This window comes from Curtobacterium flaccumfaciens UCD-AKU (assembly GCF_000349565.1).
GTDB lineage: Bacteria > Actinomycetota > Actinomycetes > Actinomycetales > Microbacteriaceae > Curtobacterium > Curtobacterium poinsettiae.
On record NZ_KB714631.1, the window covers coordinates 567,064 to 588,095 of the forward strand.

18 protein-coding genes are annotated in these 21,032 nt (G+C 73.6%); 10 read left to right on the forward strand and 8 right to left on the reverse strand.

Features of this window, described 5'->3' with window-relative positions:
* The first annotated feature begins 9 nt into the window (after positions 1–9).
* On the forward strand, positions 10–1,362 hold the full coding sequence (locus H489_RS36215) for a hypothetical protein (protein ID WP_031260594.1): 1,353 nt from the start codon (positions 10–12) through the stop codon (positions 1,360–1,362).
* Between the two features lie 13 nt (positions 1,363–1,375).
* Here the strand turns inward: H489_RS36215 and H489_RS36220 are convergent, their stop codons facing one another.
* Positions 1,376–2,755: an O-antigen ligase family protein gene (locus H489_RS36220; protein ID WP_017888797.1), complete on the reverse strand. Its 1,380-nt coding sequence runs from the start codon at positions 2,753–2,755 to the stop codon at positions 1,376–1,378.
* 66 nt (positions 2,756–2,821) lie between these two features.
* Here H489_RS36220 and manA point away from each other — a divergent pair, with 66 nt between their 5' ends.
* The 5 genes from manA (at position 2,822) to H489_RS36245 (ending at position 10,075) form a co-directional block, all read left to right on the forward strand.
* Positions 2,822–4,030 (forward strand): mannose-6-phosphate isomerase, class I, encoded by a 1,209-nt coding sequence (manA, locus tag H489_RS36225; RefSeq protein ID WP_017888798.1) that lies wholly within the window; start codon positions 2,822–2,824, stop codon positions 4,028–4,030.
* A 139-nt stretch (positions 4,031–4,169) separates the two neighbouring features.
* Entirely contained in the window at positions 4,170–5,132 is a 963-nt protein-coding gene (gene galE / locus H489_RS36230) for a UDP-glucose 4-epimerase GalE (RefSeq protein ID WP_031260600.1), read from the forward strand.
* A gap of 188 nt (positions 5,133–5,320) precedes the next feature.
* Positions 5,321–5,653 carry a WhiB family transcriptional regulator gene (locus tag H489_RS36235; protein WP_017888800.1) on the forward strand — a complete coding sequence of 111 codons (333 nt, stop codon included), beginning with the start codon at positions 5,321–5,323 and terminating at the stop codon, positions 5,651–5,653.
* Positions 5,654–5,831: 178 nt separating this feature from the next.
* Complete coding sequence (locus H489_RS36240) at positions 5,832–8,669, forward strand: glycosyltransferase (protein WP_017888801.1); 2,838 nt, start codon at positions 5,832–5,834, stop codon at positions 8,667–8,669.
* Positions 8,666–10,075 (forward strand): DUF5719 family protein, encoded by a 1,410-nt coding sequence (locus H489_RS36245; RefSeq protein ID WP_017888802.1) that lies wholly within the window; start codon positions 8,666–8,668, stop codon positions 10,073–10,075. The genes H489_RS36240 and H489_RS36245 overlap by 4 nt, the downstream gene beginning before the upstream one ends.
* Before the next feature lie 95 nt (positions 10,076–10,170).
* Here the strand turns inward: H489_RS36245 and H489_RS36250 are convergent, their stop codons facing one another.
* Positions 10,171–10,611, reverse strand: a complete 441-nt coding sequence (locus tag H489_RS36250; protein ID WP_017888803.1) for a metallopeptidase family protein — start codon at positions 10,609–10,611, stop codon at positions 10,171–10,173.
* Positions 10,612–10,670: 59 nt separating this feature from the next.
* Here H489_RS36250 and H489_RS36255 point away from each other — a divergent pair, with 59 nt between their 5' ends.
* Both H489_RS36255 and ahcY read left to right on the forward strand, forming a co-directional pair.
* Entirely contained in the window at positions 10,671–10,886 is a 216-nt protein-coding gene (locus tag H489_RS36255) for a DUF3499 family protein (RefSeq protein WP_017888804.1), read from the forward strand.
* A gap of 102 nt (positions 10,887–10,988) precedes the next feature.
* Positions 10,989–12,467 carry an adenosylhomocysteinase gene (ahcY, locus tag H489_RS36260; RefSeq protein WP_017888805.1) on the forward strand — a complete coding sequence of 493 codons (1,479 nt, stop codon included), beginning with the start codon at positions 10,989–10,991 and terminating at the stop codon, positions 12,465–12,467.
* A gap of 115 nt (positions 12,468–12,582) precedes the next feature.
* Here ahcY and H489_RS36265 read toward each other — a convergent pair whose 3' ends face one another.
* On the reverse strand, positions 12,583–13,452 hold the full coding sequence (locus H489_RS36265; protein WP_017888806.1) for an RDD family protein: 870 nt from the start codon (positions 13,450–13,452) through the stop codon (positions 12,583–12,585).
* Positions 13,453–13,494: 42 nt separating this feature from the next.
* On the opposite strand from H489_RS36265, the gene H489_RS36270 reads away from it, so the two are divergent.
* Positions 13,495–14,493: a stage II sporulation protein M gene (locus H489_RS36270; RefSeq protein ID WP_017888807.1), complete on the forward strand. Its 999-nt coding sequence runs from the start codon at positions 13,495–13,497 to the stop codon at positions 14,491–14,493.
* A gap of 13 nt (positions 14,494–14,506) precedes the next feature.
* Here the strand turns inward: H489_RS36270 and H489_RS36275 are convergent, their stop codons facing one another.
* The 5 genes from H489_RS36275 to H489_RS36295 are packed head-to-tail and all read right to left on the reverse strand — an operon-like array spanning position 14,507 to position 20,025.
* On the reverse strand, positions 14,507–15,859 hold the full coding sequence (locus H489_RS36275) for a DUF58 domain-containing protein (protein WP_017888808.1): 1,353 nt from the start codon (positions 15,857–15,859) through the stop codon (positions 14,507–14,509).
* Positions 15,859–16,875, reverse strand: coding sequence for an AAA family ATPase (locus H489_RS36280; RefSeq protein ID WP_017888809.1), 1,017 nt, complete (start codon positions 16,873–16,875; stop codon positions 15,859–15,861). The genes H489_RS36275 and H489_RS36280 overlap by 1 nt, the downstream gene beginning before the upstream one ends.
* Positions 16,872–18,131, reverse strand: a complete 1,260-nt coding sequence (locus tag H489_RS37180; RefSeq protein WP_017888810.1) for a DUF4350 domain-containing protein — start codon at positions 18,129–18,131, stop codon at positions 16,872–16,874. The genes H489_RS36280 and H489_RS37180 overlap by 4 nt, the downstream gene beginning before the upstream one ends.
* Positions 18,128–18,769: a DUF4129 domain-containing protein gene (locus H489_RS36290; RefSeq protein ID WP_017888811.1), complete on the reverse strand. Its 642-nt coding sequence runs from the start codon at positions 18,767–18,769 to the stop codon at positions 18,128–18,130. The genes H489_RS37180 and H489_RS36290 overlap by 4 nt, the downstream gene beginning before the upstream one ends.
* Positions 18,766–20,025 (reverse strand): glycerophosphoryl diester phosphodiesterase membrane domain-containing protein, encoded by a 1,260-nt coding sequence (locus H489_RS36295; RefSeq protein WP_017888812.1) that lies wholly within the window; start codon positions 20,023–20,025, stop codon positions 18,766–18,768. Before H489_RS36295 ends, H489_RS36290 begins: the two co-directional genes overlap by 4 nt.
* Positions 20,026–20,356: 331 nt before the next feature.
* On the opposite strand from H489_RS36295, the gene mtrA reads away from it, so the two are divergent.
* Positions 20,357–21,031, forward strand: a complete 675-nt coding sequence (gene mtrA, locus H489_RS36300; RefSeq protein ID WP_017888813.1) for an MtrAB system response regulator MtrA — start codon at positions 20,357–20,359, stop codon at positions 21,029–21,031.
* The last annotated feature ends 1 nt before the right edge of the window (position 21,032 follow it).

Here is a 21,032-nt window from a genome sequence, read left to right on the forward strand (position 1 = left end):
CCTCACCGAATGGACGTCGCGCGCAGGGTCGTCGGCGTCCCGCTCGTCGCGGTCCTCGTCGGCCTGCTCACGACCGCACTGGCCTGGTACCGCCTCGGTCCGGTGGCGCGGAACACCGTCTGGGCCGAGGACGGCGGCGTGTTCCTGCGCGAACGGATCGCGATGGGGCCCGTCGACACGCTGCTGCACGCCTACGCCGGCTACCTGCACCTGCTGCCCCGGCTCATCGTCGACCTCGGCTACGCGCTGCCGCCCGAACGGTACGCGCAGGTGGTGGCACTGGCGTCCTGCGCGGTGGTCGGCGGGGTCTGCGCCCTGGTGTTCGTGCTGTCCCGCGACGTCGTCCGCCCGTGGCCGTTCCGGCTGGTGCTCGCCGCCGTCCCCGTCGTCCTGCCGCTCGCCCCGTACGAGATCAGCGGCAACGCGGCGAACCTGCACTGGTTCCTGCTCGTCCTGGTGCCGTGGGTCTTCACCTTCCGCAGCCGCTCCTGGTGGGGCGCGGGCGCGCTCGCCGTGGTCGCTGGTGTCGCCGTGCTCACCGAACCCCTCACCGCACTGTTCGCGCCCCTGTTGCTCCTCGCGTGGACGCCCCGAGGCCGAACGCCCGGCTCATCCGGTCGGTGGTCCGCGCTGCCCGTCACGGTCGTCGTGGTCGTCGCCCTGGCCGCGCAGGGCGTCACGGCCCTGACGAACCCGCGTGCCCTCGCCACGGGGTCGCCGGCGGTCGTGGACGTGCTCGCCGGGTACCTGCTGCGTCCCGTGGCGGGTGCCTGGGGTCCGGACCTCGGCGCCGCGCTGACGGCGGTGGTGGAGCACGGCTGGGCCGTGGTCCTGGTCCCCGCCGCCCTGCTGCTGGTCGTCCTGGTGGCGGCCGTGGTCGTCGGGCCGACAGGCACCCGGTGGATGGTCACGGCACTCGCCGCCGGTTCGGTCGCGGTGTGGTGGGTGGCCGTCCTCGCCAACCACGGTGCCGGCGTCCGCTGGTCCGCGCCGGTGAGCGCGATGGCCGCCCTGCCGCCGCAGCGCTACGCCGCCGCTGCCGGCCTGCTGCTCGTGAGCGCCGCGGTGGTCGCCGCCGCCGCGCTGGTGGACGCGCCCCGCTGGTCGCGTGTGGCGGCACGGACAGGAGGCGCGGGTCGCCTCGTCGGTGCGCTGGCCGGTTGGTGCGTGGTCACCGCCGTCGTCGCGTCGGCCGTGCTGCACGTCGCGCCGGCGGACACGCGGCGCAGCGACGGCCCGGTGTGGGCCGGGCAGTTGCCGGCGGCGGTCGAGGCGTGCGACGCGGACCCGTCGCTCGAGGTCGCCCGGGTGCGGTCGAACCCGTGGTCGTCCCCGGTGGCGTGCTCCTGGCTGTCGCGCTGAGGGAGCGCCCGGGTCAGCGCGTGCCGGCCCAGCGGAACTCGCGCTTGGCCAGCGGCGTGCGGGGGCCGTCGCCGGTGGACACGGGTTCCTCGCCGGTCAGCACGATGCGGGTCTTGATCGCGAGCAGGGCGAAGAGCACCCAGTTCCCCTGGTAGAGCAGGCGGGACTCGGCGACGGACTGCACGAGCAGCGCGACGACGACCAGGAGCGGCAGGAGCGACACCGGGTCGAACGACCGCGGACGCAGCGTGGCGTCGTACCCGATGCGGGTCGCGCAGGCCCACGAGCGCGACAGCGTCGTCACCACGTAGATCGCGAAGAGCACCAGGCCGATGATGCCGGTCTGCATCCAGACGTCCAGGTAGGCGTCGTGGGCCTGCAGGTAGGTGACACCCTTGCGGTGCGCCAGGTCGGCGAGCGTCGGGATGCCGGGCCACCAGTACCCGATCCATCCCCAGCCACCCACGGGGTGCTGGTCGATCAGCCCGAGCACCTTGCCCCAGATCTCGCCCCGACCGGTGGCGTCCGAGCCCTTGCCGAGCAGCTCGGAGACCGGACCACGCAGCACGGCCGCGGCGACGGCGACGACGATCGCGCCCACCGCGAGCAGCAGGTAGCGCGGGGTGCGGCGCTCGGTCGGCACACGGCGCATCCACACCGCGACCAGGGCGACCACGGCGACCACGAGGGCAGCGGCGATGACCGTCGACGAGCGGGTGAGGACGAAGCCGAGTGCGGCGACGAGGAGCCAGCCGATCGCTTGGTTGCGGCGGATCCGGCCCTCGGCGAACTGCACGGCGACCACGATCGCGACGAGCAGGGCGACCATGGCGAGCAGGTTCGCGTTGCCCGGCAGGCCCTGGATCCGACCACCGGTGAAGAGCTCGGCGCGCGAGAAGTAGAACGCGTCGGGGACGTCGCGGTCGCCGTAGTCGGTCCAGATCGGCGCGATCGGGTGGCGGACGAACACCGCGACGACGGCTTCGAACAGCAGCGAGAGCATCAGGACCCAGCGGAGCGCGAGGCTCATGGCGTCGGTGATCCGCCGCCACGTCAGGGTCGAGGCGATCGTGAACGCCACGGCGGCGCAGATCACCTGCACGGTCAGGCTCGAGATCGTCGCGAACCGCCAGTGCGACCAGACCAGCGTCACCAGGCACCAGCCGAGGAACGCCCAGAGCGCCCAGGGGGTGCGGACGAGCGGCGGCTTCGCCCGGACCAGGATCGTGGTGCCCCAGGCGGCGACGAGGGCCCAGAGGACACCGGCCCCGACCCAGGTGAGGGTGTTCGGCACGGCGTCGCCCGCGAACAGCACGAACAGGGTCGTCGCCCCGAAGGCGAACGCCTCGCGCTCCGGTACGGCCCCGCGCGCCAGCGGCCAGGTGTTCGTCACGACGCCAGGGTACCGGCCGGTCGCCGTCCGCAGGACTCCCTCGGCGGCGCCGGTAGGCTCTGGCCCATGTTCCTCGGCATCACGAACACCCCCCGCGACTACGCCTGGGGCTCGGTCACCGCGATCCCGGAGCTCCTCGGCCGCACCGTCACGGGTGCCCCGCAGGCGGAGCTCTGGCTCGGCGCCCACGCCGGCAGCCCCAGCGTCGTCGTCAACCCCGCCATGGTGGGCGGAGCCGACACGCTCCGCGACTGGATCGCCGACGAGCCGGAGACCGCCCTCGGTCCGGACCGCACCGACCTGCCGTTCCTGCTCAAGGTGCTCGCGGCGGCCGCACCGCTCTCGCTGCAGGCGCACCCCACCCCGGAGCAGGCGGCGGAGGGCTTCGCCCGTGAAGAGCGCGAGGGCATCCCGCTCGACGACCCGGCTCGCAACTACAAGGACCCGTTCCCGAAGCCCGAGCTCGTCGTCGCGCTGAGCGAGCGGTTCGAGGCGCTGAGCGGCTTCCGCCCCGTCGAGGAGACCCTCGCCGAGGTGCGCGTGCTCGACGCCGGCACCGGACGGCTCGGTCCGCTCGAGGTGCACCTGCTGCACGGGCTCGAGGACACCGTCCGCTGGCTCGAGACCGCCGACGAGTCCGCACTCGCCGTGGTGCAGGCCGCGAGCGACCTGGCCGTCGCCCTCGACGACGACCTGCTCACCCCGAACACCGCGACCGTGCGCGACCTGGCGACCAGCTGGCCGGGCGACCCCGGCACCGTGGTCTCCCTGCTCATGCACCGTGTGACGCTCGGTGCGGGGCAGGCGATGTACCTGCCCGCCGGCAACATCCACGCGTACCTCGACGGGCTCGGCATCGAGCTGATGGCGCCGTCGGACAACGTGCTGCGCGGCGGGCTGACGCCGAAGCACGTCGACGTGCCGGAGCTCCTGCGGGTGCTCGACTTCACCGCGTACCCGGCCCCGGTCCTCGAGCCGGAGCGCATCGCCGGCGGCGTCGACCGGTTCGCACCGGACGGCGTCGGCTTCGCGCTGCTGCGGGTGGACGGCGACGGCCGCCCGGCCGGCCTGAGCACGGGCGGGGTCGCGCCGCTCGTCGGACCGTCGATCGCGATCTGCACCGAGGGCGTCGTCACGCTCGTCGGCGCGCAGTCGGCCACCCTGCTCCGCAAGGGCGAGTCGTGCTTCATCACGCCGGACGAGGGCGACGTGACCGTCGAGGCGGACTCGTCCGACGGCATCACGTCGACGGTGTTCATCGCCACCGGCGCCTAGGACCGGCGCCCAGGACCGGCGCCCAGGACAGGCGTCCTGGCCGGGGACGCCGTCGCGGAACCGGCGCGGAACCGCACGCGGCGGCGCGGACCCGCACACCGCCACCGTGGCGTCGCCGACGTCCGCTAGCGTGGCGAGCATGAGTTGGCTGGTCACCGGCGGTGCCGGGTACATCGGGTCCCACGTCGTCCGAGCACTGCGCTCGGCCGGCATCGACACGGTCGCGTTCGACGACCTCTCGAGCGGCTTCCGCGCGTTCGTGCCGGACGACGTGCCGTTCGTCGAGGGCACGATCCTCGACGGGGAGCTCGTGGCGCGCACCCTGCGCGAGCACGAGGTCACCGGCGTGGTCCACGTCGCGGGGTTCAAGTACGCCGGCGTCTCCGTCGAGCGCCCGCTGCACACCTACGAGCAGAACGTCACCGGCATGGCGACCCTGCTCCGCGCGATGGCCGAGACCGGCGTCACCAAGGCGGTCTTCTCGTCGAGCGCGGCGGTCTACGGCACGCCGGACGTCGAGACCGTGGTCGAGTCCACCCCGAAGAACCCGGAGTCGCCGTACGGCGAGTCGAAGCTCATCGGCGAGTGGCTGCTGCGCGACATGGAGGTCGCCGCCGGATTCGCCACCACGTCGCTCCGGTACTTCAACGTCGTCGGCTCGGGGGAGCCCGACCTGTACGACGCCAGCCCGCACAACCTGTTCCCGCTGGTCTTCGACGCGCTGCTCGCCGGCCGGACCCCGCGGATCAACGGCGACGACTACGCCACCCCGGACGGCACCTGTGTCCGCGACTACGTGCACGTGGCCGACCTGGCGCACTCGCACGCCGTGGCCGCACGGAAGCTCGAGGCCGGGGAGCCGCTCGAGCGCGCCTACAACCTCGGCAGCGGCGACGGCGTGAGCGTCCGGCAGATCATGGACGCGATGGCTGCCGGCACCGGGATCGCCTTCGACCCCGAGATCGCACCGCGGCGCCCCGGCGACCCGGCCCGCATCGTCGCGACCGGCGAAGCCGCCGCCCGAGACCTCGAGTGGGCGATGCGGCACTCCCTGGACGAGATGGTCTCGAGCGCGTGGGAGGCCCGCCGCAGCGCCTCCTGAGCGCCTGAGGACGAGTCAGTTGTCCCCCGGAAGGCCCACCCGAGCGGCGCGACACGCCCAAACGGGGGACATGACACGCTGGAGCGGTCAGTGCCTTCTATGATCCGCGACTTGACTCAGGCGAATGACACCGCTGTAATTACAGGCAACGGCCGCAAGAGTTGGGGTTCGTTGTCGAGGCGGCAGGGGTGATCAGGGTGAACGGTTCCGAGTTCCACGCCGGAGTTCCGGAGGACTGGCACGTCGATCCCGTGGCGCTCGGCGTCCCCGGGGTCCGACGTCCCGAGGCGGACGACGAGGAGAACCCGCTCGCCTGGCAGGTCGACTCGCTGTGCGCACAGACCGACCCCGAGGCGTTCTTCCCCGAGAAGGGCGGCTCCACGCGCGAGGCGAAGAAGATCTGCACCTCGTGCGAGGTCCGGGCGCAGTGCCTCGAGTACGCGCTCGAGAACGACGAACGCTTCGGCATCTGGGGTGGCCTCTCCGAGCGGGAACGCCGCAAGCTGCGGAAACGGGCGTAGGAGCGTCCACGGCGCGCCAGCGCCGTGCGACTGCGGCCCTGAGGAGCCTGCGACGAAGGCGCCGGAAGGCCACCGCCTCCGCCCGCCCCGCACCGCGCGGTGAGCGCGTCCACAGCTTCACGGCGCGCCGCCGTCCGCAGCCGGCACCGCGCCTCCAGACCGTAGAGTGACGCCCGTCATGCAGCCCAGAGTCACCGCGATCCTCGTCGCCGCCAACGGGGCGGCCCACCTCGACCGGACCCTGGACGCGCTCGCCGCCCAGACCCGCCACCCCGAGAACCTCGTGGTCGTCGACGTCGGCACGACCGACGGTTCGACCGCCGAACTGTCCTTCGGTGGGTCCGCGCAGCTCGTCCGCCTCCCGGCGGGCCGGTCGTTCGGTGACGCCGTCCGGCAGGGCGAGCGCAGCGCGCCGCCCGCCGCGACCGACGAGCCGGTCGACGAGTGGCTGTGGATCCTCGGCCACGACAACGCGCCGGCACCGACCGCGCTCGCCGACCTGCTGGGCGCCGTCGAGATCGCGCCGTCGGTCGTCGTCGCCGGTCCGAAGCTCGTCGCCGACGACGATCCGTCGCTGATCCGCGCGTTCGGCGAGAGCATGACCCGCTTCGGCCGCTCGATCGTCCTGGTGCAGGACGAGCTCGACCAGGGCCAGCACGACCGCAACACCGACGTGCTCGGCGTCACCGCCGGCGGCATGCTCGTGCGTCGCTCGGTCTGGAACGAACTCGGCGGCTTCGACCCGGCACTGCCGGACGTCGACGCGGCGCTCGACTTCTCGGTCCGGGTCCGCCTCGCCGGACACCGCGTGGCCCTCGTGCCCGAGGCCAGGGTCACCAGCGCCGGACCGATCGAGGAGTTCGGGCGCAAGCGTGTGTCCGAGGCGCGGCGCGTCCGGATGCACCGGCAGGCGCAGCTGCACCGTCGGATGACGTACGCCCCCATCGCGCTCGTCTGGCTGCACTGGCTCACGCTCGTGCCCTTCGCGGTCGGCCGCGCCCTCGGGCACCTGGTCGCGAAGCACCCAGCCGCCGTGGTCCCCGAGCTCTCCGCCGCGTTCGCGGTCGCGTTCGGCGGCGGCACGGGCCGTGCACGCAAGAACCTCGCCCGCACGAAGCAGCTCGGCTGGGCGGCCGTCGAACCGCTCCGGGTGAGCTGGCGTCGGGTGTACGAGCACCGCACCACCTCGCGCGACGTCGAACTCGCCCGCGTCGAGGACGCCCCGATCGCCCGGGCGTCGTTCCTCGGCGACGGCGGGATCTGGGTGGTCCTGGCCGCCGCGGCGCTCAGCGTCGTGACGCTCTACCCGCTGCTCGGCTCGCCGGCCCTGACCGGCGGGGGACTCCTGCCGCTCTCCGCGACCCCCGGTCAGCTCTGGCAGAACGTCGGGTACGGCTTCCACTCGCTCGGCACCGGCTTCACGGGCCCGTCCGACCCCTTCACCGCGGTGCTCGCCGTGCTCGGCTCGATCGTCTTCTGGTCGCCGTCCACCGCGGTCGTGCTCGTCATGCTCGTCGCGTTCCCGCTGTCCGCCCTCGGTGCCTGGTTCGCGGTCCGCAAGGTCACGACCCGCACCTGGGTGCCGGTCATCGGCGCGTCGCTCTACGCCATCGCCCCGTCGCTCGTCGGCGCGGTGACGACCGGGCACCTCGGCGCCGTGATCGCGCACCTGGTCCTGCCGTGGCTGTTCGTCGCCGTGCTCGAGGCGCACCGCTCGTGGGCCTGGGCCTCGGGTGCGTCGCTGCTGTTCGCCGTGGTCGCCGCCTCGGCTCCGTCGCTGCTGCCGGTCCTGCTGATCGGCTGGCTCGTGGCGCTGCTGGTCGGCTGGCGCCGGGCCCACCGTCGCGTGTTCATCCCGGTGCCGACCGCGGTGCTGTTCCTGCCGCTGATCCTGGCGCAGGCAGCACGCGGCAACCTGCTCGCCGTGTTCGCCGACCCCGGGGCGCCGTCCGCGACCCGGGCACCGTCCGCCCTGCAGCTGGCCATCGGGCAGCCCCTGCCCGACTGGAGCGGCTGGCTGCCCGCGACCTCCGGGCTGACGCTCGTCGTCGGGGCCCTGCCGATCGTGATGGCCGTCCTGGCCCTGCCGGTCGCCGTCGCCGCGATCGGGGCGGTGCTCGGCCACCGCTGGGCGGTCGCCGGCTCCGCGCTCGTCATCGCGCTCCTCGGCTTCGCCACGGCCTTCGCCGCCACCCACGTCACCGTCACCGGTGTCGGTTCCACCACCACCATCGTCTGGCCCGGCAGCGGGTTGTCCGTGTACTGGCTCGCCCTCGTGGTGGCGGCGTGCATCGGCATCGACGTGCTGCCGAAGGCCGCACCGGTCACAGGGCTCGTCGCGACGGTGCTCGCCGGGATCGCCGTCGCGCCGGCGTTCGCGGCGTTCTACCTCGGCACCGCCACGATCGAGCCGACCACGGGCCGCGTGCTCAGCGCCTACGTGAACGCCGAGGCCCAGGCGAACCCCGACGTCGGCACGCTCGTGGTCGTGCCGCAGGACGACGGGTCGCTCGCCGTCACGCTCGAACGCGGGCAGGGGTCCACCCTCGACGACCAGTCGACGCTCGACGCGACCGCGCTCCGGCTGAGCGAGTCCGGCTCGCGGCTGACCACGCTCGCGGGCAACCTGGCCAGTCGCAGCGGGTACGACCCCCGGCCGGCGCTCCGCGAACTCGGCGTGAGCTTCGTGCTCATCGACGACGCGGGCGACGACCCCGAGGCGCAGACGGTGCACGACCGGGCCGCCGGTGCCATCGGCCAGAACGCGCTCTTCACCAGCATCGGCGAGACCACCAACGGGCAGCTGTTCCACTACGACGGCGAGGTCGACCGCACGCGCTCCGGCTCCGCGGCGACCCAGGCCACCCACGTGCTGTACCTCGTCGTGCTCGGCGTGGTCTTCGGCGCCGCAGCCCTGCTCGCGGTCCCGACGGCCCCGCGCCGCCGCCGTGCCACCTCGAACGTCATCGAGGCCGAGGAACCCGCCACCACCTTCGACGAGGAGCGCGACGAATGAGCACCACCCCCTCCTCCGTCCGGCGCTGGATCGTCCGCGGCACCGCCACGGCCGTCGCCGTCGTCGTCGCGGCGGGCGCCGTCACCGCGGCGCACGCCATCGGCACCGAGTCGGAACCCGGCCGACCCGCCGGGCGCACCGTCACGCCGGTCCCCGCCGCCGCCGAACGTGTCTGCGCCGGCAGCGCACTGCGTCTGTCCGACGACGCGGGCAACGACGCGACGCAGGCGAGCACCGTCGGCACCGCCACCGTCGCGACCGCGACGACCGGTTCCACGGTCGAGCGGTCCGCGCTCGACGCCTCGACCACCGGCGGCAGCGACCCCCGGCTCCTGACGGCGCCAGCGGGGGAGTCGACCCCGCAGGTCGCGGGCAGCAGCTTCCAGAGCGTCTCGAGCGGCGACCTGGTGGGGGCCGGAGCGGCCTCGTGCGACGACCCCACCCAGTCCACGTGGCTCGTCGGCGGATCGACCGAGACCGGTCGCACGAGCCTCGTGACGCTCTCGAACCCGACGGACGTCAACGCCACGGTCGACCTGGCGATCTACGACGGCGACGGGACGGTCAGCGCCCCCGGGACCACCGGCATCGTCGTGGCACCGAACACGCAGAAGGTCGTCCCGCTGTCGGGCTTCGTGTCCGACGCCGCGTCGACGGTCGTGCACGTCACGTCGTCCGGTGGGCAGATCGTCGCGCACATGCAGGAGACCGTCGTCCGCACCCTGACCCCGGGCGGCTTCGACATCGTCTCCGGCGGCGCTGCGCCGTCCCGGTCCCAGGTCATCCCCGCCGTCGTCCTCGCCGACGCGCAGGCCGCCCAGCGTGGTGACGACACGGCCGACGCGGCACCGGTCGTCCGACTGTTCGTGCCGGGCACGAAGTCGGCCCGCGTCACCCTCGGCATCAGCACGGCCGACGGCGGCGGCACGACCGTCAACGCCACCGCCGAGCCCGGCGTCGTGACCGACGTCCCGCTCGACGACTTCCCGGACGGCCGGTACTCGTTCACCGTCACGTCGACCCAGCCGATCGTCACCGGGGCGCGCACCACGACGCCCACCGACGGCACCAGCACCGGCACCGACCTCGGGTGGTTCGCCTCCGCCGAGCCGCTCGGCGACGAGACCATCACCGCCATCGCGCCGGGCGAGGGTGTGCGGCTGAACTTCGTGAACCCCACGAGCGAGGACCGCACGGTCACGGTGCGGTCGGGCGACGAACGACGCACCCTGACGCTCCTGTCCGGCGCCACCGGGACCCTGTCGGTGCCGACGGCGAAGCAGCTCACGCTGACCGGCACCGACGGCGTCGTCGCGGGGGTCACGTACCGCGGTGCCGACGGGATCGCCGGGTTCCCGGTGCGCCCGGCCACCGACGTGTCCACGCCGGTGCGCGTCTACCCCTGACGGGCGGACCGGCGGCCCCGTTCAGTGGCTGATCGGCACGGTGCAGTCGGTCCGGCTCACCGGCCTGTCGGCGCGGTGCGGCCGGTCGGTCCGGCTCACCAGTGTCGGTAGCGGTCCGGTGCCAGGTCCCACGGGTCCTTGCCGATCAGCTCGCCCACCGCGCGGAACACCGCGGTCTCGATGATGATGCGGCGGTCGGAGTCGTCCTTCTCGGGGCTCCGGTTCACCCGCTCCACGGGGATGCGGAACACGGTCACGCGGCGGGTGTCACGGTCGATGCGCCAACGTGGCATCTCGTCCGGCAGGGTCTGGTCGCTCGGCATGTCCGCCACCTGGAAGACCACGCCCGCGAGTTCCTCGGGCCACAGGCCGAGCAGGTAGTGCGCACTGTCACCGACGATGCGGTCGAACGCCTCGGCGCGGGTGATGATCGGCGCGAGTTCGGGTCCGGTGACGCTCGAACGCCCGCCACGGCCGTGCCGGGAGCGCCCCCGACCGCGGTCGACCGGGGTGACGAGGCGAGGCTTCCGACGCATCCCCACATCGTACGCGGGGACGGGTGCACGCCGGACGCTCCGCTAGGCTCCCTGACGACATGGACGTGCGGATCTGCAGCAAGGTGGCGTGTGCCAACAGCGCTTCGTCGACCCTGACCTACGACTACGGCGACTCCATGGTCGTCATCGGTCCGCTGTCGACCCGGGTCGAACCGCACGGCTACGACCTCTGCGCCCGCCACGCGGCAACGCTGCGCGTCCCGCGCGGCTGGCAGGTGGTGCGGCGCGAGCCGCTCCCGCGCGACGCGGACTGACGGCGCGCGTCCGCGGCGTGGGTGAGGGCGATCTGGAGGCCCGGGGAACGTGACCGGGATCGGCTGGTGACCCGCGCCTCCCGGCATGGAAGACTGGCGGGCATGCCCACCGAAACCCGCACCGCTGCTGTGTTCCGCGTCGCCGACCTGTCCCTCGCCGAGGCGGGCCGGCACCAGATCCGCCTCGCCGAGAACGAGATGCCGGGCCTGATGTCACTGCGTGACGAGTTCGCCGCGGCGCAGCCGCTCGCCGGCGCGCGCATCGCCGGGTCCCTGCACATGACGGTGCAGACCGCCGTGCTCATCGAGACGCTCGTCGCCCTCGGCGCCCAGGTGCGCTGGGCCAGCTGCAACATCTTCTCCACCCAGGACGAAGCCGCCGCGGCGGTCGCCGTCGGACCCACCGGCACCCCGGACGCCCCCGCCGGCGTCCCGGTGTTCGCGTGGAAGGGCGAGACGCTCGAGGAGTACTGGTGGTGCACCAGCCGCATCTTCGACTGGAGCGACGAGGCCGCCGCGGCCGGTGCGGACTGGACCGGCCCGAACCTGATCCTGGACGACGGCGGCGACGCCACCATGCTCGTGCACACCGGCGCCGACGCCGAGGCCGCCGGTGCCGCACCGGTCGCCGAGCCGGACGCCAGCGCCGAGTGGAAGATCGTGCTCGACACCGTCGCGCGGTCGCTCGAGACCTCGTCCGACCGCTGGACCCGCATCGCGGCCGACATCCAGGGCGTCACCGAGGAGACCACGACGGGCGTGCACCGTCTGTACGAGCTGTTCCGGAACGGCGAGCTGAAGTTCCCGGCGATCAACGTCAACGACTCCGTGACGAAGTCGAAGTTCGACAACAAGTACGGCATCCGGCACTCGCTGCCCGACGGTCTGAACCGCGCCACCGACGTGCTCATCGGCGGCAAGGTCGCCTTCGTCGTCGGCTACGGCGACGTCGGCAAGGGGGCGGCCGAGGCGCTCCGCGGGCAGGGCGCCCGCGTCATCGTCAGCGAGGTCGACCCCATCTGTGCGCTGCAGGCGGCGATGGACGGCTACCAGGTCGCGCGCCTGGCGGACGTCGTCGACACCGTCGACATGGTCATCACGTGCACCGGCAACCTGGGCGTGGTCGGGGTCGACGAGATGCTCGGGCTGAAGCACCTGGCGATCGTCGCGAACGTGGGGCACTTCGACAACGAGATCGACATGGCCGGGCTCGAGGCGCTGCCCGGCGTCTCGAAGGTCGAGATCAAGCCGCAGGTGCACGAGTGGCGGCTGCCGACCGGGCGGTCGATCCTGGTGCTGTCCGAGGGGCGGCTCATGAACCTCGGCAACGCGACGGGCCACCCGTCGTTCGTGATGAGCAACTCGTTCACGAACCAGGTGCTCGCGCAGATCGAGCTGCACACCCGGCGCGACGAGTACCCGACCGGCGTGTACGTTCTGCCGAAGCACCTGGACGAGAAGGTCGCGCGCCTGCACCTCGACGCCCTCGGGGTGCAGCTGACGTCGCTGCGTCCGGAGCAGGCCGCGTACATCGGTGTCCCCGTCGAGGGCCCCTTCAAGCCGGACCACTACCGCTACTGAGCTCGGCGTTCCTGCGCTCCCGCACGACACCGGTGTTCGCACGTTGCACCCCGGCACGAGGGTGTTCGGCGCGCGAACACCGGTGTCGTGCGAGCAGCCCGCGCCGCGCGCTGCGTCAGCGGGGGAAGCCCGGCGGGCGCGCCGACGCTGTGGACCCCGCTGCGGTGAGCAGCTCGGCGCGGGCGCCCAGCGCCCGGACGTCCCGACGACGACGCAGCACGACGACCCCGGCCAGGAACACCTCGGGCGGCACGGGCGGCACGGGGTGGGCGAACGCCGACACCTCGGCCGCGAGCGACTGCGCCGCTGCCTCGCGCAGTTCCGGTCGCATCAGCGCCGCCCCGCGGAAGAACGCGCCGAGCCGGTTCTCCAACCGCTGCGGCAGCGCCGAGACGTCCGCGACGCCGGCCCACGCCGCCAGTTCCGGTGGCAGGAGCACCTCGGGGTCGCGCTGTTTCGGCAGGCGCTCGTGCTGCACGATCGTGCCTGCGAGCAGGTCCCCGAGGCGCCTCGGCCGGGTGCCGAACAGCGCGACGAGCAGGGCGACCGACCCGAACGTCATCCAGAGCTCGAACAGGCCGACGAGCGACCGGGTGAAGGCGTGCCGGAACCCGATCGAACCGCCGTCGAGCCGGACCACCCGGGTGCCGGTGGCGAACCGTCCGACGCTCCGCCCCTTCGTCACCGTCTCGACCGCGGCGGGGACCAGCACCAGCACGACGACGAGCAGCACGATGTTCAGCGCAGCACCCCAGGCGGGTTCGAGGCCCCTCGGCCAGAGTCGTGCGACCCCGAACATCGCGAGCACGAACAGGACGAGGACGCACAGGCCGTCCAGCAGGGCCGCTGCGAGCCGCAGCACGAGTCCGGCGGGTTGGACGTCGAGCGCGACACCCTCGCCCACCACGAGCTCGTCGGCGGTCTCGTCGAGATCGCGCGAGAACCGTGCGTCGGCGAGGTCACGCGGCGTGCGGGGCTTCGGCATGGGATCATTCTGTCGGAGATCGCGCGACCTGAGGGGGAACTCGTGGACCTGGATGCCTACGCCGAGGTGCATCGTGACCGGTGGCAGGAGCTCGACCGGCTGGCGCGTGCCCGGCACCGGTCCGGTGCGGACGTCGACCGGCTCGTCGCCGGCTACCAGGAGGCCGCCACCGACCTCGCCCGCATCCGCGGTGCCGCACCGCGCACCGTGACCGGCGACCGGCTCTCGCTCACGCTGTTCCGCGCCCGACTGCGCTTCACCGGCACCCCCGTCGACCCGCTGACCGCGGTCGCACTGTTCTTCACGCGGCAGCTCCCCGCGGCGCTCTACCGGATCCGCTGGGTGACCATCTGGGTCGCGCTCGCCACGGTGGCGATCGGGGCGATCGTCGCGATCTGGATCACCACGACCCCCGGCGCGACGGCGACCTTCGGCAGCGACGAGGCCCTGCGCCGGTACGCCACGCAGGACTTCGTCGACTACTACTCGAACCGCGGTCTCGGGGCGTTCACGGCGCAGGTCTGGACGAACAACGCGTACATCGCCGCGACGATGGTCGCCTTCGGGATCACCGGGGTCTTCGTGCCGTTCTCGATCATGCAGAACGCCGTCAGCCTGGGGGTGTCCGCGGCGATCATGCACTCCCAGGGACGCCTGGCCGACTTCTTCCTCTACGTCTCCCCGCACGGGCAGCTCGAGCTCTACTCGGTGTTCCTCGCGGGCGGTGCGGGATTGATGATCTTCTGGTCGTGGGTGGCACCGGGGCCCGGACGCACGCGTGCCCAGGCTCTCGCCGAGGACGGCCGGGCACTCATCACCATCGCGATCGGCCTGACCCTGACCCTGCTGCTGTCCGGCATCGTCGAGGGCGTGGTGACGCGGCAGGACTGGCCGTGGCCGATCAAGATCGGCATCGGCACGATCGCCCTGGCCGCGGTGCTCGCGTACCAGTGGGTGCTCGGCGGCCGCGCCTACCGGGCGGGGGAGCGCGGCGACCTCGAGGAGTTCGAGCGCGGCTCCACCGCCCTGGTGGCCGGCTAGGGCCTGCCCCGGTTCAGAGTCGGCCGGAGGCCTTCGCCCGGATGTAGGCGTCGGCGACGAGCGGCGGGACGTCCGCCGGCGCGCCACGGACGACCTCGGCGCCGGATCGGCGTGCGACGTCGGCCGCTCCGTCCGCGTCGAGCAGCGTGCGTTCCGCGGCGGCGCGTCGGTAGACGTCGCGCTCCGCGCCGGTGGGGAGGCCCGGCACCCGTCCGCCCCGCGCGGTGCGGATCGACGTGGTCGGGTCCACCCCGCCGTGCGCCATCCGCTCGACGGCCGGGTCCTCGATGCTCGTCACGACCACCGCGTGCCGCCGGGACAGCCGGGGGAGCACGGCGAGCAGGTCACCCGAGCCACCGACGGAGTCCAGGCTCGAGGCGAGGACGACCAGTGCGCGCGAGGTCGTGATCGAGTCGACGAGTGCGGGCACGGACGCCCAGTCGGTCGCGGCGAGCCCGGGTTCGGCCATCGCGAGTGCTTCGCCGAAGCGCTGCACGACGTCGGTGCGGGTGGCGCCGTGCACGCGGTCGTGCGCGGTGTCGTCGAGGACGACCAGGTCGACCCGGTCACCGGCGGCGGCAGCGAGCGCGCCGAGGAGCAGCGCCGACTCGATGAACGTGTCGAGCCGTGGCTCGTCGGCGACACGGCCGGCACCCGCTCGCCCCGCGTCCACCACGACGACGACGCGCCGGTCACGCTCCGGCCGCCACGTGCGGACGACGAGGTCCTGTCGCCGAGCGGTCGCCCGCCAGTCGATGGAGCGCACGTCGTCACCGCGGACGTAGTCGCGCAGCGAGTCGAACTCGGTGCCGTGCCCGCGGAGCTGCAGGGTGGTCTCGCCGTCGAGCTCGCGGAGCCGTGCCAGGCGTGACGGCAGGTGCCGCCGCGACCGGAAGGGCGGCGTGACGACGAGTTCGCCCGGTGCTGCCACGACCCGCTGGCGCGCCGCGAGGCCCAGGGGGCCGAAGGACCGCACGGCGACCCCGGTGGTGCGACGTCGGCCGCGGCGGAACGGTGTGAAGCGCATCCGCGCCGTCCGTCGCTCCCCGCCGGGCACCGTCATCCGGATCCGCCGGGGGCGGTGGCCGGCCGACGGCTCCCACATGTCGCGGACCACGCCACGGACCGTCCGGGTCCCGTCGTTCGCGAGCACGAGCGTGCCGTCGGCGGTGCTGTCACGTCGGGCGAGCCGCGGCATCCGGCGTTCCACCCGGACCCGGCGCAGGTCGGCGGCGAGCAGGACGTCGAGCACGGCGGCGAGCAGCACCACCCCGACCCACGCCAGGCCCGCCCACCCGCTGCCGAGCAGCACGGTGGGGACGAGGGCGACGGCGAGGAGCGCGACGAACCGACCGGAGACCGCCACTAGATCGGCACCCGCACCTGCTCGAGCACCTGCTGGAGCACGCCGTCGGCGCCGACGCCCTCGAGCTCGGCGTCCGCGGCGACCCGCAGGCGGTGCCGCCAGACCGGCAGGGCCATCGCCTGCACGTGGTCCGGGGTGATCGCGTCGTAGCCGGTGAGCCACGCCCAGGCCTTCGCGGCCGCGAGCAGGGCCGTCGCGCCACGGGGACTGACGCCGACCCGGACCGAGGGCGCCTGACGCGTGGCCCGGGCCAGGTCGACGATGTAGGCGAGCACGTCGTCGCGGGCACCGACGCCGCGGACTGCGCGCTGCGCCCGCACGACCTCGTCGACGCCGACCACCGGGTTGATGCCGGCCGACCGCACGTCGCGCGGGACGAACCCGTCGGCGTGGCGTCGGAGCACCTGCCACTCGACGTCACGCGGGGGGATGTCGAGGGTCAGCTTCATGAGGAACCGGTCGAGCTGCGCCTCGGGCAGCGTGTACGTGCCCTCGAACTCGATCGGGTTCATCGTCGCGGCGACGAAGAACGGGTCGGGCAGCGCACGGGCGTCGCCGTCGACGCTGACCTGGCGTTCCTCCATCGCCTCGAGCAGGGCCGACTGGGTCTTCGGGGGCGTCCGGTTGACCTCGTCGGCGAGCAGGACGTTGGTGAACACGGGGCCCTCGCGGAACGGGAACGTGCCGGTCGACGCGTCGTAGACGAGCGATCCGGTGACGTCGCCGGGCATCAGGTCGGGCGTGAACTGGATGCGCTTCGTGTCGAGCGTCATCGCGGCGGCGAGGCTGCGCACGAGCAGGGTCTTGGCGACACCGGGGACGCCCTCGAGCAGCACGTGCCCCTGGGCGAGGAGGCCCACGATCATGCCGGAGACCGCGCCCTCCTGGCCGACGACGGCCTTGGCGACCTCGGTGCGGACCCGGCCGAACGCGTCGCGCAGGTCGGTGCCGGCGGCGCTCGAGTGGTCGGGCTCCGGCGCGGCGTGCTCGGTGGTGGCAGGGGGCAGGTCGGTCACGGTCGTGCTCCTGGTCGGTCGGGGTCAGAGGTCGGGTGGTCGCCGGAGGTCACCCGGCGGACGGCGCGTTCGAGGTCGTCGAGCGCCGCGGTGCCGTCGACGAGCGCGCGGTCGTCGTCGGTGGTCCCGCCGACGAGCACGGCGCCGACACGGGTGTGCGGGATGCCGGTCGCCTGCGCAGCGGCGCGGACGACCTCGTCGACGTGGGCGGAGCGGGGGAGCCCGAGCAGCCGGGCGATCCGTCGGACGGCGGCGACGCGCAGGGTGTCCAGCGCGTGGGTGCGGTCCCGCGTGCGGGCGTACATCCGGGCGCGTCCCTCGGTCGTCTCGGCGGCCCGGACGACGACGGGCAACCGCTCGACGACGAGCGGGCCGAGGCGCCGACCACGCCAGACGCCCGCAGCCACGGCGACGAGGGCGAGCAGGGCCAGGGCACTCGGCACCCACGGCGGGGCGAGCTCGCCGAGGGTCGGAGCGGCGTCGGGTGTCCCGACCGTCGGGGTGTACCAGACGAGCCGCTCGTCGCCGCCGAGCAGCCCGAGGGCCAGCGCGGCGTTCCCTGCGGTGGCGATGGTGTCGTTCCGGAACGCCGAGGTGGTGCCGACCAGCGTCACGTCACCGCCCGGGGTGGTGGTGCGGACGAGACCCCAGACGCGGGAGTCGCCCGCACCGGTCGGCGCGCACCGCTCGGCGCTCTCGTCCTGCACGGTGTACCCGGAGCCTGCGGTCGTGACCCGCGCTGCCGAGGCCGCCGCGGGGATCCCGCACGAGGTCGTCGAGACGGTGGCGTCGCCGTCGATCTGGCCGGGCGGGTCGATCGGGAAGCCGAGCAGCGCGTCGAGGCCGGCGCCGCTCGTCCCCACGACCACGACGTGCCGGGCGGTGCGCGCGATCCGTTCCGCGACGGCGGGGTCGAGCGCGCCGTCGGCGTCGTCGATGAACACCGTGCCGCCGTCGATCGCGCCGGTGCCGTCGAGGGTGTCGGTCACGGTGACCGCGGTGCCGCGCTGCTCGAGGACGCGCACCAGGGCGGCGGATCCGCTCGCCGTCGTCGAGGTCGGGTCGAGTGCGCGCGGTGCGCCCTTCTCGGTGCCCTGCACGACCGCCGTCAGGGCGGCGAGCAGGACCCCGACCAGGACGATCACGACCCAGAAACCGAAGCGGAACCGGCGTCCCTCGGCCGGACCGGAAGCCGGAGCCGAGGCCGGGGCCGAGGCCGGGGCGGCGCTCGTCCGGGTGGCGGTGTCGGCCGTCATGCCGGCACCACCGGTGCCTCGACCCGCGCCGGGCGGGCCTGTCGGACGGTCTGCTCGGTGTCGAGCACGCGGAGGGCGGTGTCCTGGTCGGCCTCGGCACCGAGGTACCGGACCGCGTCGAAGGACGTCGCCGCGGCGTCGAGCGCACCGGCTGACGCGGGGAACGGCACGGCGCCGCGTGCGGCGATCGTGCGGGCGGTCGCACCGGGCACGTCGGGCACCAGGTCGCGCTCACCGAGTCCGCGGGCGATCGCGCGGAAGCCGTCCAGCACCGCTGCCGACCAGTCGGCGCGGCGCACTGCGGCCTGAGCCGCCTCGAGGAGTTCGCGGGCGGAGCGCAGGTCGTCGGCGTCGAAGACCCCGCCGGTGTCGCCGTCGCCGGCCCGGGCGCGCCGGCGGGGGAGCCCCCGCGCGACGACGACGAGCACGACGACCGCGACGAGCACCACGATCGCGATCACCAGCGCGGTGCGGGCCGCGGCGGGGGAGTCGAGACCGTCGGCGCGGAGCGAGCCGAGCCAGTCGAGGAAGGACCGCGAGGCACGGTCCCACCACGTCGGCTGGACGCCGTCGTAGGCGGACCGGTCGAGTTCGCGTTCGAGCAGACGACGCGCCTCGTCCGGGTCGACCGCCGTCACGCGTTGCCGTTCGGCGGCGACTGGCCCGGACCCTGCTGCCAGGGCGGCTGCTGCGACTGCGACTGCGGCTGTTGCTGCTGTTGCCCCGACTGCCACGGCTGCTGGGTGGGTTGCCACTGCGGTTGCTGCTGCTGTGCGGGTTGCCACTGCGGTTGCTGCTGCCCGGACCACTGCTGCTGCCCCGGCCACTGCTGCTGCTGCGCCTGCCACTGCTGGCCGCCCCACTGCTGCTGCGGGGGCCACGGCGGCCGCGCGACGGGCTCGGACGGCGCGAACGGGTCGGTCGGCTGCCCGGAGTCCAGGTGCGACGCGATCCGCTGGTCCAGGGCCTCGGTGCGGATCCGCCGGTCGATGGCCAGGAACGTGGTGACCGACGCGCTCAGGACGTCGGTGATGCACTGCACCGCCATCGCGAGCAGGCTGCCGATGACGATCGCGATGACCGCACCGGCGCCGGCGCCCGACGGACCGCCGGTCTGCCCGAGCGGGTCGAACGTGCCCCCGACGAGCACGGTGCCGACGGTGAGCGGGATCGACGCGATGGACGCCGCGAAGCCGAACATCAGCTGCACGAGCAGCAGGATGCCGAAGGTCCGCCAGAAGGCCCCGCGGGTCAGGCGCCACGACTGGGCGGCAGCGGCGAAGACCGGTCGGCCCTCGAGCGCGATCGTCGGGACGGTGAACACGAAGCGGATGCCGAGCCACACGACCACGACACCGAGCCCGAGCACGAAGAGCACGAGCGCCAGCACGAACCAGCCGGTCCCGGAGCCGGCGGCACCGATCGTCGCGAAGACCCCGAAGAAGACGAGCCCGGCGACGATCGCGATGACGACGCCCGCAGCGGTCTGCACGAGCATCCACGCGACGACCGGCCAGCGGCGTCCGGCCAGCAGCGCCCACAGCCCGCGGAACGTGGCGCGGCGGCCGAGCACCCGCTGCCCGGTGTCCGCGGCGACCGGCGCGACGAGGAACCCGCGACCGAGGTAGGCGAGGAAGGGCAGCCCGATCGACATGAGCGCCGTGAGCGTCAGCGTGCCCGCGGCCACCGAGCCGGCGCCGCTGCCGCCGTCGAGGGCGGAGAACATCCGCGACTGCAGTGCCTGCTGCCCGAACGTGCTGGCCAGCGTCGACAGCAGGCCGAGCACACCGCTCAGCAGCACGCTCCAGAGCAGCAGCACGCGGGCGTTCCGACGGAAGACCGTGAACGCGCCGGCCAGGACGTCGCCGAGCCCGAGCGGGCGCAGCGGGATCACCGGACGCGAGCCGCCGGACGGACCGCCCGGTCGCCCCGGACCCGACCCCGGGGCGGGCTGCGGCGGCACCGAGAAGCGGGGCGGGCCTCCTGGCTGGGGTCCGGGTCCCTGTGTCGGTCCGGACGCCGGCGGTGTCGGCGCACCCTGCTGCCCACCGCCCGGTGTGTGCCAATCGGACATGACTCCAGCCCCCTCGTCGTGTCGGACCGTGCCAGCGATGCACGTCCCACCCCCATCCTGTCGGAAAACCCCGCGCGGCGGGGCCTCGGCTATCGTGTGGGGACACGTGCCGACCACGGCACTCCCGCACGCCACCCGGAGTCCAGATCACATGACACCGCGCATCCTCGTCGTCGACGACGACCAGGCCCTCTCCGAGATGATCGGCATCGTGCTCCGCTCCGAGGGGTACGAACCCGAGTTCAGCGCCGACGGCAACGACGCCGTCGACGCGTTCCACGCCACCAAGCCGGACCTCGTCCTGCTCGACGTCATGCTGCCCGGCATCGACGGCATCGAGGTGTGCAAGCGCATCCGTGCCGAGAGCGGCACGCCGATCATCATGCTCACCGCGAAGAGCGACACCGCCGATGTCGTCCTCGGGCTCGAGAACGGCGCCGACGACTACGTCGTGAAGCCCTTCAACCCGAAGGAGCTCGTCGCGCGCATCCGCACCCGACTGCGGCCCAGCGCATCCGACGCCACCGTGCTGCACGTCGGCGACGTCACGGTCGACGTCGCCGGGCACGAGGTGCGCCGCGGCGACACCGTGATCGCGCTCACGCCGCTCGAGTTCGACCTGCTCCGGGCGCTCGCCGAGAAGCCCAACCAGGTCTTCACCCGCGAGATGCTGCTCGAACAGGTCTGGGGCTACCACTACAAGGCGGACACCCGGCTGGTGAACGTCCACGTGCAGCGGCTCCGCGCGAAGATCGAGCACGACCCGGACAACCCGAAGACCGTCACCACGGTGCGCGGCGTCGGGTACCGCGCCGGAGGAGCCTGAG

Coding starts and splice junctions, on each gene's coding strand:
- H489_RS36215 (WP_031260594.1), top strand. CDS start 10: ATGGACGTCGCGCGCAGGGTCGTCGGCGTCCCGCTCGTCGCGGTCCTC.
- manA (WP_017888798.1), top strand. CDS start 2,822: ATGTTCCTCGGCATCACGAACACCCCCCGCGACTACGCCTGGGGCTCG.
- galE (WP_031260600.1), top strand. CDS start 4,170: ATGAGTTGGCTGGTCACCGGCGGTGCCGGGTACATCGGGTCCCACGTC.
- H489_RS36240 (WP_017888801.1), top strand. CDS start 5,832: ATGCAGCCCAGAGTCACCGCGATCCTCGTCGCCGCCAACGGGGCGGCC.
- H489_RS36245 (WP_017888802.1), top strand. CDS start 8,666: ATGAGCACCACCCCCTCCTCCGTCCGGCGCTGGATCGTCCGCGGCACC.
- H489_RS36250 (WP_017888803.1), bottom strand. CDS start 10,611: ATGCGTCGGAAGCCTCGCCTCGTCACCCCGGTCGACCGCGGTCGGGGG.
- H489_RS36255 (WP_017888804.1), top strand. CDS start 10,671: ATGGACGTGCGGATCTGCAGCAAGGTGGCGTGTGCCAACAGCGCTTCG.
- ahcY (WP_017888805.1), top strand. CDS start 10,989: ATGCCCACCGAAACCCGCACCGCTGCTGTGTTCCGCGTCGCCGACCTG.
- H489_RS36265 (WP_017888806.1), bottom strand. CDS start 13,452: ATGCCGAAGCCCCGCACGCCGCGTGACCTCGCCGACGCACGGTTCTCG.
- H489_RS37180 (WP_017888810.1), bottom strand. CDS start 18,131: ATGACGGCCGACACCGCCACCCGGACGAGCGCCGCCCCGGCCTCGGCC.
- mtrA (WP_017888813.1), top strand. CDS start 20,357: ATGACACCGCGCATCCTCGTCGTCGACGACGACCAGGCCCTCTCCGAG.